Below are 15731 nucleotides of genomic sequence, written 5' to 3' on the forward strand. Positions count from 1 at the left end.
CTAGCCGACTGCGCGGCCCGCGCCCTCCCAGAACTGCGCGCGCACGGCCTTCTTGTCCGGCTTGCCCAGTGCGGTCACCGGCACCGAGTCGACGACGATCACCTGCTTGGGCGCCTGCACCGAGCCCTTGCGTTCCTTGACCGCGGCCTGGATCTCCTCGGTCATCCGTTCCACCGCCTCGTCGTCGGACGGCGCGTCCGGCCGCAACACCACCACAGCCGTCACGGCCTCACCCCACTTCTCGTCGGGGGTGCCGATCACGCACACCTGCGCGACCGAAGGATGCTCTGCCACAACGTCTTCCACTTCGCGTGGGAACACGTTGAAGCCGCCGGTGACAATCATGTCCTTGGTCCGGTCGACGATGTAGTAGAAGCCGTCCTCGTCCTCGCGGGCCAGATCACCGGTGTGCATCCAACCGTCGCGGAACGTGTCGGCCGTCGCGTCGGGCAGATTCCAATAGCCGCCGGACAACAGCGGGCCGGACACACAGATCTCGCCGACTTCGCCTTGCGGCACCGGGTTTCCGTCGTCGCCGAGCAGCGCCACGCGGCAGAACAGCGTCGGCCGCCCGCACGACGTCAACCGCTTCTCGTCGTGATCGCCCTTGGCCAAGTACGTGATCACCATCGGCGCCTCGGACTGCCCGTAGTACTGCGCGAAGATCGGGCCGAACCGGCGAATCGCCTCGGCCAGCCGCACGGGGTTCATCGCCGAAGCGCCGTAGTACACGGTCTCCAGCGACGACAGGTCGCGGGTGTGCGAATCCGGATGGTCCATCAGCGCGTAGATCATCGACGGGACCAGCATGGTCGCGGTGATCTTCTGCTCCTCGATCACCCGCAGCACCTCGGCCGGGTCGAACTTTGTCAACACCACGAGCTCGCCGCCCTTGACGATCGTCGGGGTGAAGAACGCCGCGCCCGCATGCGACAGCGGCGTGCACATCAGGAACTTCGGATGCTCGGGCCACTCCCACTCGGCGAGCTGAACCGTCGTCATCGTCGTGATCGACTGCGTCGTGCCGATGACTCCCTTCGGCTTACCGGTGGTGCCGCCGGTGTAGGTCAGCCCGCCGATGTGGTCGGGCGCCAAGTCGGCGGCCACCAGCGGCTGCGGCGAATACTTGGCCGCCTCGGCGTTCAGGTCGACGGCTTTGGCATTGCTGCCTGCCAACGCCTCGGGAACCGGGCCGATCGTCAGCACCTGCTTCAACGAAGGCACCTTCTCCAGCAGTCCGAGCGCCCGCTCGACGAACATCGGATTCGGATCGATGATCAGCGACGTGACCCCCGCATCGGACAACACATAGGCGTGATCGTCCAGCGAGCCGAGAGGGTGTAGTGCGGTGCGGCGGTAGCCCTGCGTCTGCCCGGCGCCGATGATCATCAGCACCTCGGGCCGGTTCAGCGACAACAGCCCGACGGCCGCCCCGGTACCCGCACCCAATGCCTCGAAAGCCTGAATGTACTGGCTGATGCGGTCGGCGAGCTGTCCGCCGGTCAGCGTGGTCTCGCCGAGGAACAGCACGGGCTTGTCCTTGTTGCGTTTGAGAGCACCGACCGTGAGATGGCCGGAGTGCAGGGGATGGCGCAGCAGCTCGTCCGTCATGACGTCCAGACTAGAACGTGTTACAGATTTGGTGGGCGTGGCCCCGGAATTCCGCCGAAACGGTATTCCAGCAGGCGCTTACTCGAACTTTTCCTGCCGGAATACCGTTTCGGCGCCGTGCTCAGCGCCCCGCGGCCTTGTCCGCCTCGGCCCGGTAGCCGGCCGCGATCTTCTCGGCAAGGTCGGCCCGCCACTGGATCTCTTTCTTGATCCACGGGTTGTCCTGCGGGAACTCCTCGGACTCGGACACCCGACGCACCTCGAGCCGGACGCCGGGGCCGAGCGGGCATTTCTGCGCCCACTGCTTGGCCTCTTCCTTCGACGACACGTCGATGATCCAAAACCCGTTGAACAGTTCCTTGGCTTCGGTGTACGGCCCGTCGGTGACCACCGGCGGATCCGAGTCGAAGTCGACGACGAAGCCTTCGTCGGGTCCGGTCAGGCCCTCGCCTGCCAGCATCACGCCTGCCTTGATGAGCTCCTCGTTGTAGCGGCCCATCGACTCGATGACCTCGTTGAAATCGATGTCGGCGTCCTGGAAGGCCGCAGCGCCCTCCGGGGTGACCCGCATGATCAGCATGTAGCGCGACATTGTGTGTCTCCTTCTAGTTGGGAAGGGCCCGTCCATTATTGTTCAAGTGGCCCCTCGCAATCACGTCGAACGGCAACCGCCCCGAATCGACAAGGCTTGCGAAATTCTTCAAAGAATTTTTCGCCCGCTGCAAGGATGGGCTGATGCCGGCCGCTGACCTGGTGATTTTCGGAGCCATCCTCACCGTCGACGAAGCGCAGCCCACGGCCGAGGCGCTCGCGGTCTCCGATGGCCGCATCGTCGCGGTCGGCGGGCGCTCCGCGGTCGAGGGCTGGATCGGCTCCACCACGCAGACCCTCGACGTAGCGGGTTGCGTGATGCCCGGCTTCGTCGAGGCGCACGGCCATCCCCTGATGGAGGCGATCGTGTTGTCCGACCGGATGGTCGACATCCGGCCCGTCACCATGCGCGACGCCGCCGACGTCGTAGCCGCGATCCGTGACGAGGTGGCTACCCGTGGCGCCGAGGGTGCCTACCTGATCGGTTGGGATCCATTGCTGCAGCAGGGACTACCCGAGCCGACACTCGACTGGCTGAACGCGACTGCACCCGATGCCCCGCTGGTGATCGTCCACAACTCCGGGCACAAGGCGTACTTCAACTCCGCGGCGGCCGCGCAGGCCGGGCTGACCCGCGACACCCCGGACCCGAAGGGCGCCAAGTTCGGTCGCGACGCGAACGGCGACCTCGACGGCACCGCAGAGGAAACCGCGGCACTGTTCGCGGTCGTGGCAGGCGCCGTCAATCCGAGCGACTTTCCCGGCGAACTCCGCGCGGAATGCGAACGGCTGAACCGGGCCGGGCTGACCACATGCTCGGAGATGGCGTTCGACCCGTCGCTGCGGCCGGCAGTGGAGAAGATGCGCGACGACCTCACGGTCCGGTTGCGCGCATACGAGATCTCCACCCCCGCAATGACCACCGACGTGACGCCGGCCAACGGCGACGACATGTTCCGTCAGGTCGGCATCAAGATCTGGGTCGACGGCTCGCCATGGGTCGGCAACATCGACCTGTCCTTCCCGTATCTCGACACCGACGCCACGCGCACCATCGGCGTCACTCCCGGTTCGTGCGGCCACGCGAACTACACCCGCGAGCAGCTCACCGAGATCGTCGGCGCCTACTTCCCGAAGGGCTGGCCGATGGCCTGCCACGTGCAGGGCGACAAAGGCGTCGACACCATCCTCGATGTCTACGAAGACGCGCTGCGGCGCTGGCCGCGCGACGACCATCGGCTGCGCCTCGAACATGTCGGTGCCATCAGACCGGAACAACTGCAACGCGCTCACGATCTCGGCGTCACGTGCAGCCTGTTCGTCGACCAGATCCACTATTGGGGCGACGTGATCGTCGACGGCCTGTTCGGCCCCGAGCACGGCGAGCGGTGGATGCCGTGCGGCACCGCGGTCAAGACCGGCATGCGCATCTCGCTGCACAACGATCCTCCGGTGACGCCGGAGGAGCCGCTGCGCAACATCAGCGTGGCCGTCACCCGGAAAGCGCCGAGCGGTCGGGTGCTCGCGCCGGACGAACGACTGACCGTCGAGCAGGCGATTCGCGCGCAGACGATCGACGCGGCGTGGCAGTTGTTCGCCGACGATGTGGTGGGCTCGTTGCAGGTCGGCAAGTACGCCGACATGGTGGTGCTGTCGGCCGATCCGCGTGCCGTGCCGCCGGAGCAGATCGCGGATCTGGAGGTTCGCGGAACTTTCCTGGCAGGCAGGCAGGTTTATGGCACGCTCTGATCATGTCCGACCTGCCTGAGCCGCGTTTCCTCGACGAACGAACCGCCCACTGGGCCGAGGCCAAGCCCGACGACGAGGCGTTTACCTATCTCGACCGGACCTGGACCTGGTCACAGTGGAACGACCGCGTGCGCCGGCTGGCGGGCGCGCTGCAGGAACGCGGCGTCAAGCGGGGTGACGTCGTCGCGTTCCTGGACAAGAACCATCCGGCATGCGTCGAACTGACGATCGCCGCCGCGTCGCTGGGCGCGGCCAACGCGATCATCAACTTCCGGCTGGCCGCTGAGGAACTCGACTACGTGCTCAACGACTCCGGCGCCAAGATCCTGGTCGTCGGCGCGGAGCTCAAGGACGGCGTCGACAAGATCCGCGATCAACTCACCAATGTCGAGCACGTCATCACGGTCACGCCCGAGGGCGGCGACGGCGACGAATACGAAGCGCTGCTGTCCGGTGCGAGGGCGGTCGGTCGCGGCGACGACGTCGATCCCGAGGACGTGTGCATCATCATGTACTCGTCGGGCACCACGGGCCGCCCCAAAGGTGTCGAGCTGACGCAGAAGAACATCATTGCGCACACCGTCAACGCCCATGAGGGCTTCGAGTTCGACGAGGGCGACAAGAACATGGTGTCGATGCCGCTGTTTCACGTCGGCGGTTCGTCCTACGTGCAGTTCGGGATTCACGACGGCTTCCCCAGCGTGATGACGCGCGACGTCGACGGCATGACCTTGGCGGGCGCAATTCTCAAGGGCGCCAACAGAACATTCCTTGTTCCGGCCGTGCTGGCCAAGGTGCTGGAGTCGGGCGAGGACGCCGTCAAGCTGTTCGGTGCGCTGAAAACCTATGCATACGGGGCGTCGCCGATGCCGTTGCCGCTGCTGCGGGCTGCGCTCGAGGCGTGGCCGAACACCGACTTCATCCAGGCCTACGGGTTGACCGAGTTGTGCGGTGTGATCAGCCATCTGCTGCCCGAGGCGCACCGCGACCCAGGCAAGGAGGAGCGCCTCTCGAGCGCCGGGACGCTGGTGCCCAATGCCGAGGTTCGGGTCGTCAACCCGGATACGTTGGAGGACGTACCTGAGGGCCAGCAGGGCGAATTGTGGTTCCGCTCACCGCAATTGATGAAGGGTTATCACAACAAGGCGGAGGCGACGGCTGAGGCGATCACCGAGGACGGCTGGTTCCGCACCGGCGACATCGGTCGTGTCGACGACGGCGGCTACATCTTCGTCGAGGACCGGCTGAAGGACATGATCATCTCCGGCGGGGAGAACATCTACTCGATCGAGGTCGAGCGGGTGCTGGCCGAACACCCCGCGGTGGTCGACGTCGCGGTCATCGGCGTGCCGGACGACAAGTGGGGCGAGGTCGTGAAAGCCGTTGTCCAGCTTGAGGGTGAGGCGTCGGAGCAGGATCTGATCGCGTACTGCCGCGAGCACCTGGCCGCATACAAGTGCCCGAAGACGGTGGACATCAAGGACGAGCTGCCCCGCAATCCGACCGGAAAGATCCTGAAAAAGGATCTGCGCAAGCCGTACTGGGAGGGCCGCGACCGCGCGACGGTCTAGCCTGGGTTCGTGCTACCGCCGCTGGACGACTTGCTGGACCGCCTGCACGTCGTCGCGCTGCCGATGCGAATTCGCTTCCGCGGCATCATGGTTCGTGAGGTCGCATTGATTGACGGGCCCGCCGGCTGGGGTGAGTTCGGCGCGTTCCTCGAGTACGAGCCGCCCGAGGCCGCGCACTGGCTGGCGGCCGCCATCGAGGCCGCCTACGAGTCGCCGCCCGATGTTCGGCGCGACCGCATCCCGATCAACGCCACGGTGCCCGCCGTCGCCCCCGACGAAGTGCCCGACGTGCTGGGCCGTTTCCCCGGTGCGCGCACCGCCAAGGTGAAAGTGGCCGAGCCCGGGCAGTCGCTGGCCGACGATGTGGCTCGGGTCAACACCGTTCGGGCCGTGGTGCCGACGGTGCGGGTCGATGCCAACGGTGGCTGGAGCGTCGACGAAGCCGTCGCGGCCGCAACGGCTTTGACGGCCGACGGCCCGCTCGAGTACATGGAGCAGCCCTGCAAGACGGTGCCTGAACTCGCCGTGCTGCGGCGCCGTGTCGACGTGCCGATCGCCGCCGACGAGAGCATCCGCAAGGCCGATGATCCGCTGCACGTCGTCCGCCAAGGCGCGGCCGACATCGCAGTTCTCAAGGTCGCGCCGCTGGGTGGCGTGCGTAAGCTGCTGAAGATCGCAGAGCAGATCGACATTCCGATCGTGGTTTCCAGCGCGCTCGATTCGGCCGTCGGCATCGGGCAGGGCCTGCTCGCCGCGGCGGCATTGCCGGACCTGCAGCACGCCTGCGGGCTGGGCACCGGCGGGCTGTTCGTCGACGACGTCGCGGAACCTGCCCTACCGGTAGACGGCTATCTGCCGGTCGAACGGGCGACGCCGGATCCGCATCGACTCGATTCCCTTGCGGCTCAGCCGGATCGCAGGCGCTGGTGGCAGGACCGGATCACTGCTAGCTATCGAGAGATAGTCGAGTAGGCGAATACTCTAGCCGGCCTCGCCGAGCCCCGGCATGCTGAGCAGCATGAGCAGCCTTCGCATCGGCATCATGGATCCGCTTATCGCCGCCCGGCCGGCCGCCGAAACCTTCACTCGCGTCAGTTATTTGGGTGCCCGGGCGGCCCGTGTCGATTCGTTCTGGGTGCCCGACCACCTCAACGCATTGTTCCCGCGGTCCCTGTGGAGCCCGAAGTATTCCGATGCCGCGCGGATCGTGCCGACGGCCGACGCCGTTCTCGAACCGTGGACCATGCTCGGCCACATCGCGGCGCGCAACCGGTTTCGGCGGATGAGCCTCGGAATCGGCGTTACCGACGCCGGCAGGCGCAACCCCGCCGTCACCGCGCAGGCCGCGGCCACCCTCCATCTGCTCACCCGCGGACGCGCCATCCTTGGCATCGGACCTGGCGAGCGCGAGGGCAACGAACCCTACGGCGTCGACTGGACCAAACCGGTCAGCCGGTTCGAGGAGGCAATGGCCACCATCCGGGCGCTGTGGGACTCCAAAGGCGAACTCGTCACCCGTGATTCGCCGTTCTTTCCGCTCCGCAACGCCGTGTTCGACCTCCCGCAATTCAAGGGCACGTGGCCGCAGATCTGGATCGCAGGCCACGGTCCGCGCATGTTGCGTGCGGTCGGGCGGTACGGCGACGGATTCTTTCCAGCCTTCCCGCACTGTCCTCAGGAGTACGCGCAACGCCTCGAGGCGGTGCGCTCCGCAGCGTCCGACGCGGGGCGCGACCCGATGAAGATCATGCCTGCGATATGGATGATGACTGTCGCGGGACGCACGGCAGAGGACGTCGATGAGGCTCTGGAATGCGAGGTCATCAAGGCATTCGGGTTGGCCGCCTCCGATGAATTCTTCGCCAAGTACGGTGCCCAGCATCCGCTGGGCGTGGGCTTCGCCGGCGCGCAGGATCTGACGCCCCAAGAGATGAGCGAGCAGGAAGCCTTGTCATACGTCAAGAAGATTCCAACGGAGGTGGTCCGCAACGGGTTGCTGACCGGGACGCCTGCCGAGATCGCCGAGCGCGTGGCCGAATGGCGTGACAACGGTGTGCGCTACGTCGTGCTGGCGAATATCGGGCCGATGCAGCGTCACCTTCGCAAAGGACTCGCCTCTGCGGTGGCGTTCGCACAGGCCGTCAGCCGGATCAAAAGACTCTGACCAGCTCTTGTCCTAATCTGTGGGGCCCAGGGCATAGACGCCATGACTGCGGTCGCCAACACTGGGTTCATGCGATCGGTGGTGGTGTTGGGCTACCCGGGCGTCCAGGCACTCGACCTGGTCGGCCCGTTCGAGGTGTTCACCGGGGCCACCATCTATCTGGCCGGCCGGGGTCGCACTGACGAGGGCTACCGTGTCAGCGTCGTGTCGAGCGGCGGCGAACCGGTCACCACGCTCACCGGTCTCGCTCTGTTCGCAGAGCCGTTGCCAGATCCACGCGACCCGATCGACACCCTGGTTCTGCCCGGCGGCGTCGGAGTCGACGATGCGCGGCGCAACGCGGACACCACCGGGTGGATACAAATGGCGGCCGAAAACGCCCGTCGCGTGGTCAGCGTCTGCACGGGCGCATTCCTCGCCGCGCAGGCGGGATTGATCGATGGCTGCATCGCCACCACGCACTGGGCCTTTGCGGCACAGATGGCCAACGAGTTTCCCTCTGTCACAGTCGATCCCGAGCCGATCTTCGTCCGCAGCTCGGAGAAGATCTGGACTGCGGCCGGCGTCACCGCAGGAATCGATCTGGCGCTGTCACTGGTGGAAGACGACTACGGCACCGAAGCCGCGCAGACCGTCGCGCGCTGGCTGGTGCTGTATCTGCGACGGCCGGGTGGGCAGACGCAGTTCGCGGCGCCGGTCTGGATGCCGCGCGCCAAGCGGGCGCCGATCCGTGAGGTGCAAGAGGCCATCGAGTCCGAACCCGGTGGCGCGCATAGTATTCCGGAGTTGGCCCGGCGCGCCGCAATGAGCCCCAGGCACTTCACCCGGTTGTTCACCGACGAGGTCGGCGAGGCGCCAGGCGCCTACGTCGAGCGCATCCGCACTGAGGCCGCCCGCCGCCAGCTCGAGGAGACCGATGACACCGTCACGGTGATCGCAGCCCGCTGCGGCTTCGGTTCGGCGGAAACCTTGAGGCGCAATTTTGTTCGGCGGCTCGGTATTTCGCCGGATCAATACCGCAAGACATTCGCCTAGCCAAAGGAGATGGCAATGACGCAGATCGCGATAGTGGTATACCCCGGCTTTACGGCGCTGGACTTCATTGGGCCTTATGAGGTGCTGCGCAACCTGCCCGATGCCGAGGTGCGGTTCCTGTGGCACCAGCCGGGGCCGATCGCCGCCGACTCCGGTTCGCTGCTCGTCGGGGCCACGCATTCGTTCGACGAGACGCCCTCGCCCGACATCCTTCTGGTCCCCGGCGGCATGACCACCTTCGAGCACGCCCGCGACGAGAAGCTGCTCGACTGGGTGCGCCGTGCCGATCAGACGTCGACCTGGACGACGTCGGTGTGCTCTGGCTCGGTCATCCTCGCCGCCGCCGGCGTGCTCAAGGGCCATCGCGCGACGTCGCATTGGCTGGTGCTGCCGATGCTGAAACCGTTCGGCGTCGAGGCAGTTGGCGACGAGCGGATCGTGCACGAGGGCAAGATCGTCACCGCTGCGGGCGTCTCGGCAGGCATCGACCTTGCGATGTGGCTGTTCGGTGAGATCTGTGGTGAGGCCAAGGCCAAGGCGGTGCAGCTGGCCATCGAATACGACCCGCAGCCGCCGTTCGACTCTGGTCACGTGTCGAAGGCGTCGGCCGCCACCAGGGCCACCGCCACCGCGCAGCTCAGCAAGGAAACCTTCAAGCAGCACCAGGTGAGCCAGTCGGTGCGGCTGCTGTGGGACGCGGCAATTCAGCGCGCGCGTGAAGTGGTTTCGGCGCGCTAACCGTCGCTCAGCGTGGATTCGCGCGCCGAAATCGCTGAGCGGATTTCGGCGATGACCCGACGCCGGTACTCGACTAGGTCCAGCCACGTGAACCGCAGTACCTGCCAACCCATCAGCGTGAGGTAGTTCTGGCGCTTTCGGTCGTATTGAAAAACTTCCTGATCACTGTGGAACGCCCAACCGTCGACCTCGATGACGACCTTCGGCACTGGGAATGCGACGTCGACCTTGTACGCACCGATCGGGTAATCGGTCTGCCAACCTGTAATTCCCGCTTCGCCCAGGAGCCTGACGAGCAAGCGCTCGGCCTCTGAACGGGCTCCGTCGGATGCGGCCTGCAATAGTCGCCGCGCTCGCGGAGACCCGTATCGGCCTTTGTTCCGAAGATGCGCGCGCCACAGTTCGTGCAAATCAAGTCGGCGCTGCAGGGCCGCATCCATCAGCTTGGCACCGCCGCGTTGCTTCACGGCAGCTTCGATCACGGTGAGCGGCAACGCGGTCACACGTATTCGTCGATGCACGACTATGTCTGCCGTGTTCAAGTCTCGACGCCGCAACCGGCAACCATCGCGGTTGCGACCGTGGCTGTTTCGGGGCACCGTGACCTCGACGATGTCGGGCGCGAATTTCGTGAGTTCGTGCCACCACGCCGCCGTGAGACCGCTGGCCGCTGCGTGCTCGCCGTAGCCCCATACAGCGGCTCGGATGCGCGCCGCGTCGGTGAACGGTCGGTCGTCGACGAAGTAGACGCCGCGGCTGCATCGAATCCAATGACCAGACCGCAGTCGGCGCCGAACGGCTTCGTGGCTGAGCCCCGCGCTTCGCGCCTGTGCGAGCGTGAGGACACCGTCCTGGCTCCGCAGATAGTCATCCAACACCTTGTGATGGACGCGGTCGCTCTGCCGACGGTTCCCTTGCGGTTTCGGCGCGCTAACCGTCGCTCAGCGTGGATTCGCGCGCCGAAATCGCGCTCAAGTAGCGTCGTCGGCGTGAATCTGGCCTACGACGACCGCGGCAGGGGCGAGCCCGTGCTATTCATCGCGGGGCGCGGCGGAGCGGGCCGCACCTGGCATCTGCATCAAGTGCCCGAGTTCATCCGGGCCGGCCATCGCTGCATCACGTTCGACAACCGCGGGGTCGGTGCGAGCGAGAATGCCGACGGTTTCACGACCGACACGATGGTCGCGGACACGGCCGCGCTGATCGAGAAGCTCGACGTGGCACCGGTGCGCATCGTGGCAGTGTCGATGGGGGCGTTCATTGCACAGGAGCTGATGCTGGCCAGGCCCGAACTCGTCAGGTCCGCGGTGCTGATGGCCACCCGTGGCCGCCACGACCGGACCCGCGACTTCTTCCGCAGCGCCGAACTCGACCTGGTGAGCTCCGGCGTCGAGCTGCCCGCCACCTATGACGCGAAAGTGCGTCTGCTGGAAAGCTTTTCGCCGAAAACACTGAACGACGACGTCGCGGTGCGCGACTGGATCGAGATGTTCACCATGTGGCCGACTAAGCCAACGGCGGGCCTGAAAACGCAGCTGGCGATCGCGCCCGAAGGCAACCGGCTGGCCGCGTACCGCAGCATTGCGACCCCGGTGCTCGTCATCGGCTTCGAGGACGACGTCGTGCTGCCCCCACACCTGGGCAAGGAGGTCGCCGATGCGATCCCCAACGGCCGTTACCTGGAGATACCACATACCGGCCACCTCGGATTCATCGAAAGGCCGCAGGTGGTCAACGCCGCGGCCCTGCAATTCTTCGCCGCCGCATAACGACTGTGCGTCTCGTTCGACCGTTCCCCAACTATCGGGGGGCGACGGGGGTATAGCTGTCCGCATGTCTGGTGAAACGCCGCCCGTCGCTTCGAAACGCATCGCCGGGGTCGAGGTCCGCTCGATCGACTACGTGCCACTGAACGAACGCCACGGCAAGGTCTGGAGTCAGGGGCCGCTCTGGTTCATGAGCAATGCGCAGATCGCGACTCTGGCGGTCGGCACGTTCTCGGTCACCGGTGGCGGCAACCTGATCTGGTCGTTCCTCGCGATCATCGGGGGAGTTCTTTTCGGCACCTTCTTCATGGCGTTCCACTCGGCGCAAGGCCCGCAGTTGGGGCTGCCTCAGATGATCCAGTCAAGACCGCAATTCGGATACGTCGGGGCGCTGCTTGTCTGGGCCTTCGCCTATCTGCAGTACGCAGGCTTCAACATCTTCAACACCATCCTGGCCGGCGACGCCCTGCACTCGACGATCCACGGTCCCAGCAAGATGTGGATCGTCGTCGCGACGGTTGTCGCCGCGGTGGTGGCTTTGATTGGCTACGACCTCATCCACGGAGTGGAGCGCTGGCTGACGGCGGGGTTCCTCGTCATTTTCGGACTGCTCACCATCGGGATCTGCACGCTGAACTTTCCGGCGGGCTCCTTCGATCTCGGCGACTTCAAATGGACCCCCTTCCTCATCCAGTTCGGAGCGGTCGCCGGTTACCAGATCAGCTGGGCCATCTACGTTTCCGACTACTCGCGTTACCTTCCCTCGTCGGTCACCGTGCGCAAGACATTCCTGTGGACGTACTGGGGCTCGGCGCTCGGTGCGATCTGGTTGATGTGCCTTGGCGCCGCACTGGCCGCATGGGCAGGCGACAAATTCGACACCATCGCGTCGATCGAAGCCGCAGGCAATGAGGTGTTCTCCGGCTTCGGCGCGATCGCGCTCGTCTTCTCGACGCTTGGCCTCATCTCGGTGACGGCGCTGAACATGTACGGCGGTTCGCTCACGTTGATCAGCGCGATCGACTCGTTCAAGAAGATCAAGCCGACGAGCACCCTGCGCATCGCGACCATCACCTTCACCGCGGTGCTGTCCCTCATCCCGGCCCTGCTCATCGGCGAGAACTTCCTCACCAACTTCGAGGACTTCCTGCTGCTGGTGCTCTACCTGTTCGTGCCGTGGACGGCGGTCAACCTCGTCGACTACTACGTGGTGCGCCGCGGGCACTACGCCATCGCCGAGATCTTCAACCCTCGCGGCATGTACGGCCGGTGGGGCTGGCGGGGCATCGTGTCGTACCTTGTCGGGTTCGCGGCGATGCTGCCCTTCCTGAGCACCAGCAAGTACACCGGCTTCGTCGCGTCCGCGTTGGGCGGGGCCGACATCTCGATGTTCGTCGGCCTGCCGGTGGCCGGAATCCTGTACTGGGTGCTGGCCAAGTCGGTCGACGTCGCGGCTGAGACCAAGATCGCGCAGGCCGAGGCGGCCGAACTGGAGCGGCTGGCCCAGGCACACCTGCGTCCCGAGGAACACCTCGGCGACGCCACCGGGTGACCCCGGCCAGCGGCCCGAGGGGCACCAAAGCAGCATGTGACACGCTGTAGTGGTGAATCCATCGACTGCGCAGGCGCGCGTTGTCGTCGACGAATTGATTCGCGGCGGCGTGCGCGACGTGGTGCTCTGCCCGGGTTCGCGCAACGCGCCGCTGGCGTTCGCGCTGCATGACGCCGACCGCGCCGGGCGTATCCGGCTGCATGTCCGCATCGACGAGCGCACGGCAGGCTACTTGGCGATCGGGCTTGCGGTCGCCGAGCGCGCGCCAGTGTGCGTCGCGATGACGTCGGGCACCGCGGTCGCCAACCTCGGGCCCGCGGTGGTTGAGGCCAACTACGCGCGGGTGCCGCTGATCGTGCTGAGCGCCAACCGGCCCTACGAACTGCTGGGCACCGGAGCCAACCAGACTTTCGAGCAGATGGGCTACTTCGGCACGCAGGTGCGGGCCAACATCAGCCTCGGCCTTGCCGAAGACGCCCCCGAGAAAATGGACGCACTGAACGCGCAGTGGCGCTCAGCGACGTGCCGAGTTCTGGTGGCCGCCACCGGATCTCGCACCGCGAATGCCGGGCCGGTACAGTTCGACATCCCGCTGCGCGAGCCCTTGGTGCCCGACGTCAACGAAGACCCGGCGTCGGGCGGCTACGTACCTGAGGGCCGGCCGGGCGGCAAGCCGTGGACCTACACGCCGCCGGTGACGTTCGACCAGCCGCTGGACATCGACCTCACCCCGGACACGGTCGTGATCGCCGGGCATGGCGCGGGCGTGCACCCCAATCTCGCCGCGCTGCCGACGGTCGCCGAGCCGACCGCGCCGCCCGCCGAGAACCCGCTGCACCCGTTCGCGCTGCGACTGGTCCATCCGCAGCAGGTCATCATGCTGGGCCGCCCGACGCTGCACCGCCCGGTGTCGGCGCTGCTGGCCGATCCTTCGGTGCCGGTCTACGCGCTGACCACCGGGCCACGTTGGCCGGACGTCTCGGGTAATTCGCAGGCCACGGGCACCCGAGCGGTCACAACCGGTGAGCCAAACCCCGCGTGGCTGCACCGCTGCGCCGAGGTGAACCGGCACGCGGTCGAGGCGGTCCGCAGCCAACTCGAGGCTCATCCGCTGACCACCGGGCTGCACGTCGCGGCGGCCGTCGCCGCTGCTGTCAGGCCGGGGGACCAGCTGGTGCTGGGCGCGTCGAACCCAGTGCGCGACGCGGCGCTGGTCGGCCTCAACGCCCACGACATCAAGGTTCGGTCCAACCGCGGTGTGGCAGGCATCGACGGCACGGTGTCGACGGCCATCGGCGCGGCGCTGGCCCACGAGAGGGAGGCGGGCGTGGGCAAGCCGGGCAGAACCATCGCGTTGATCGGCGACCTGACCTTCGTGCACGACAGCTCGGGACTGCTGATCGGGCCCACGGAGCCGACGCCACACAACCTGACCATCGTGGTGTCGAATGACAACGGTGGCGGCATCTTCGAACTGCTGGAGCAGGGTGACCCGCGGTTCTCCGATGTGTCGTCGCGGATCTTCGGCACGCCGCACGATGTCGACGTCGGCGCGCTGTGCCGCGCGTATCACGTCGAGAGCAGGCAGATCGAGGCCGACGGCCTGGTCGACGCACTCAACGAGCCTTACGAGGGAATGCGGGTGCTGGAGGTGAAGGCCGACCGATCGTCGCTGCGCGCGTTGCATGCGTCGATCAAGGCTGCCCTATGAGCAAGCTGATTACGTTGTGGCGCTTCCTGATTCCCCGGCTGCAACGTGATCCCGACGAAACTCGAGCGCAGCGGGTTTTTCGGCGCATCCGCATCGGCATCATCCTGGCCGCGTGCTTGGTGACGCTGCAGTCGGTGCTGCTGGTGTTCGGCGCGTGGCGAAACGACCGGCAGATCGAGCGGCACATGGGCGTGGCCGAAGCGAACGTGCTCAGCGCCGGCCCGCGACGTTCGACGATCGAATTCGTCACGCCCGACCGCGTCACCTATCGACCGGAACTCGGTGTGCTGTACCCGTCCGAACTCGATGAGGGTATGCGGATCTATGTCGAGTACGACAAGAACAATCCGGATCTTGTTCGGGTGCAGCACCGTAACGCATCACTGGCGATCATTCCGGCGGGCTCGATCGCCGTGGTGGGCTGGTTGACCGCGGGCGCCGCGCTCACCGGCGTCACGCTGCTGGAACGGCGGAGATCCAAAACGACTGCCGCAGTTCAGGATTGAATGAGCTTGTTCAGCCAGTCGTTGTCGAAGATGTCGAGCTTCTCGCCCTTGTCCAAGTCGTAGACGGTTGGCGTGCCCATTGCGGTCGAGTCGATCTGGTAGAGAAACTCGAAGTTAGCGTCGTCCATGTCCTTGGTGTTGACCGCGGATCCGCCGCCCTTGATGTTCTGCGCGACGGGGTCGGGGATGCCCGCCTTCTTGGCGTAGTCCTGCAATTCGTCGGCGGTGGGCGGGGTGCCGCCCGGACGCTGGTGTGCCCACACGTTTTCGACGAACCGCTGAAACTCGGTGCCGGTCGCGGTGACCGCGGGTGAACCGGCCTTCTCGGCGGCCAGGAACAGTGCGTTGCTGACCTGGCCCGAGTAGCCGCCGGTCTTGTCGTCAAGGAACGTCATCGGGCGGTAGGTGACCTCGAGTTCGCCAACCGCGATGTAGTAGGCGAGTTGGTCACCGAAGTCGTGTTGAAGGTCTGCGCAGTGATTGCACTGCGGTTCGGTGTAGATCTCGATCTTCTTGGGCGCATCGCTGAAGCCTGCGACGATGCCGTAGCCGTCCTTGCTGATCGACAGCGGTGCCTTGTTCGGATCGGACTCCGCTGCGCCCGCGACCTGTTTGGTGCAGCCGGCGACCAGCAACAGCAGGGCCGCCGCGAGCACCACCGTGGCACGGGAAATCCGCATGTCAACCGCCCTTCGTTGTGCGCACCCTACTCGAAATCGGCTCGGCGGACCGGCCGA

14 protein-coding genes are annotated in these 15731 nt (G+C 66.1%); 10 read left to right on the forward strand and 4 right to left on the reverse strand.

All coding sequences use genetic code 11. The features are described from left to right. Both fadD8 and J3E61_RS13390 read right to left on the reverse strand, forming a co-directional pair. The gene (gene fadD8, locus J3E61_RS13385) at positions 1-1611 is read right to left on the reverse strand and encodes a fatty-acid--CoA ligase FadD8 (protein WP_210083870.1); all 1611 of its coding nucleotides are present in this window, start codon (positions 1609-1611) and stop codon (positions 1-3) included. A 121-nt stretch (positions 1612-1732) separates the two neighbouring features. Next, entirely contained in the window at positions 1733-2203 is a 471-nt protein-coding gene (locus J3E61_RS13390; RefSeq protein ID WP_210083871.1) for a YciI family protein, read from the reverse strand. A gap of 143 nt (positions 2204-2346) precedes the next feature. On the opposite strand from J3E61_RS13390, the gene J3E61_RS13395 reads away from it, so the two are divergent. Genes J3E61_RS13395 through J3E61_RS13420 form a run of 6 tightly spaced genes read left to right on the forward strand, consistent with a single transcriptional unit; the run spans position 2347 to position 9459 of the window. Further along, positions 2347-3951, forward strand: coding sequence for an amidohydrolase (locus J3E61_RS13395; RefSeq protein ID WP_210083872.1), 1605 nt, complete (start codon positions 2347-2349; stop codon positions 3949-3951). A gap of 2 nt (positions 3952-3953) precedes the next feature. Beyond that, on the forward strand, positions 3954-5522 hold the full coding sequence (locus J3E61_RS13400) for a long-chain-fatty-acid--CoA ligase (protein ID WP_210083873.1): 1569 nt from the start codon (positions 3954-3956) through the stop codon (positions 5520-5522). A 9-nt stretch (positions 5523-5531) separates the two neighbouring features. Continuing rightward, positions 5532-6494: an o-succinylbenzoate synthase gene (locus J3E61_RS13405; RefSeq protein ID WP_210083874.1), complete on the forward strand. Its 963-nt coding sequence runs from the start codon at positions 5532-5534 to the stop codon at positions 6492-6494. A gap of 46 nt (positions 6495-6540) precedes the next feature. Further along, on the forward strand, positions 6541-7686 hold the full coding sequence (locus J3E61_RS13410; protein ID WP_210083875.1) for an LLM class flavin-dependent oxidoreductase: 1146 nt from the start codon (positions 6541-6543) through the stop codon (positions 7684-7686). A 42-nt stretch (positions 7687-7728) separates the two neighbouring features. Continuing rightward, positions 7729-8721, forward strand: coding sequence for a GlxA family transcriptional regulator (locus J3E61_RS13415; RefSeq protein WP_210083876.1), 993 nt, complete (start codon positions 7729-7731; stop codon positions 8719-8721). 15 nt (positions 8722-8736) lie between these two features. Continuing rightward, entirely contained in the window at positions 8737-9459 is a 723-nt protein-coding gene (locus tag J3E61_RS13420; protein ID WP_192725410.1) for a DJ-1/PfpI family protein, read from the forward strand. On the opposite strand, the gene J3E61_RS13425 is transcribed toward J3E61_RS13420, so the two are convergent. Further along, positions 9456-10337 (reverse strand): DUF559 domain-containing protein, encoded by an 882-nt coding sequence (locus J3E61_RS13425; protein WP_210083877.1) that lies wholly within the window; start codon positions 10335-10337, stop codon positions 9456-9458. The genes J3E61_RS13420 and J3E61_RS13425 overlap by 4 nt on opposite strands. A 111-nt stretch (positions 10338-10448) precedes the next feature. On the opposite strand from J3E61_RS13425, the gene J3E61_RS13430 reads away from it, so the two are divergent. The 4 genes from J3E61_RS13430 (at position 10449) to J3E61_RS13445 (ending at position 14994) form a co-directional block, all read left to right on the forward strand. Beyond that, positions 10449-11228 carry an alpha/beta hydrolase gene (locus J3E61_RS13430; RefSeq protein WP_210083878.1) on the forward strand — a complete coding sequence of 260 codons (780 nt, stop codon included), beginning with the start codon at positions 10449-10451 and terminating at the stop codon, positions 11226-11228. Positions 11229-11292: 64 nt separating this feature from the next. Beyond that, complete coding sequence (locus tag J3E61_RS13435) at positions 11293-12777, forward strand: cytosine permease (protein WP_210083879.1); 1485 nt, start codon at positions 11293-11295, stop codon at positions 12775-12777. Between the two features lie 52 nt (positions 12778-12829). Continuing rightward, on the forward strand, positions 12830-14488 hold the full coding sequence (locus J3E61_RS13440) for a 2-succinyl-5-enolpyruvyl-6-hydroxy-3-cyclohexene-1-carboxylic-acid synthase (protein ID WP_210083880.1): 1659 nt from the start codon (positions 12830-12832) through the stop codon (positions 14486-14488). Further along, positions 14485-14994: a DUF3592 domain-containing protein gene (locus J3E61_RS13445; RefSeq protein WP_210083881.1), complete on the forward strand. Its 510-nt coding sequence runs from the start codon at positions 14485-14487 to the stop codon at positions 14992-14994. Before J3E61_RS13440 ends, J3E61_RS13445 begins: the two co-directional genes overlap by 4 nt. On the opposite strand, the gene J3E61_RS13450 is transcribed toward J3E61_RS13445, so the two are convergent. Continuing rightward, positions 14985-15674 (reverse strand): thioredoxin domain-containing protein, encoded by a 690-nt coding sequence (locus tag J3E61_RS13450; RefSeq protein WP_210083882.1) that lies wholly within the window; start codon positions 15672-15674, stop codon positions 14985-14987. The two genes, J3E61_RS13445 and J3E61_RS13450, sit on opposite strands and share 10 nt — an antisense overlap. Positions 15675-15731 lie beyond the last annotated feature (57 nt).

Origin of the sequence: Mycobacterium sp. OAE908, assembly GCF_017872775.1 — a bacterium.
Taxonomy (GTDB): Bacteria; Actinomycetota; Actinomycetes; order Mycobacteriales; family Mycobacteriaceae; genus Mycobacterium.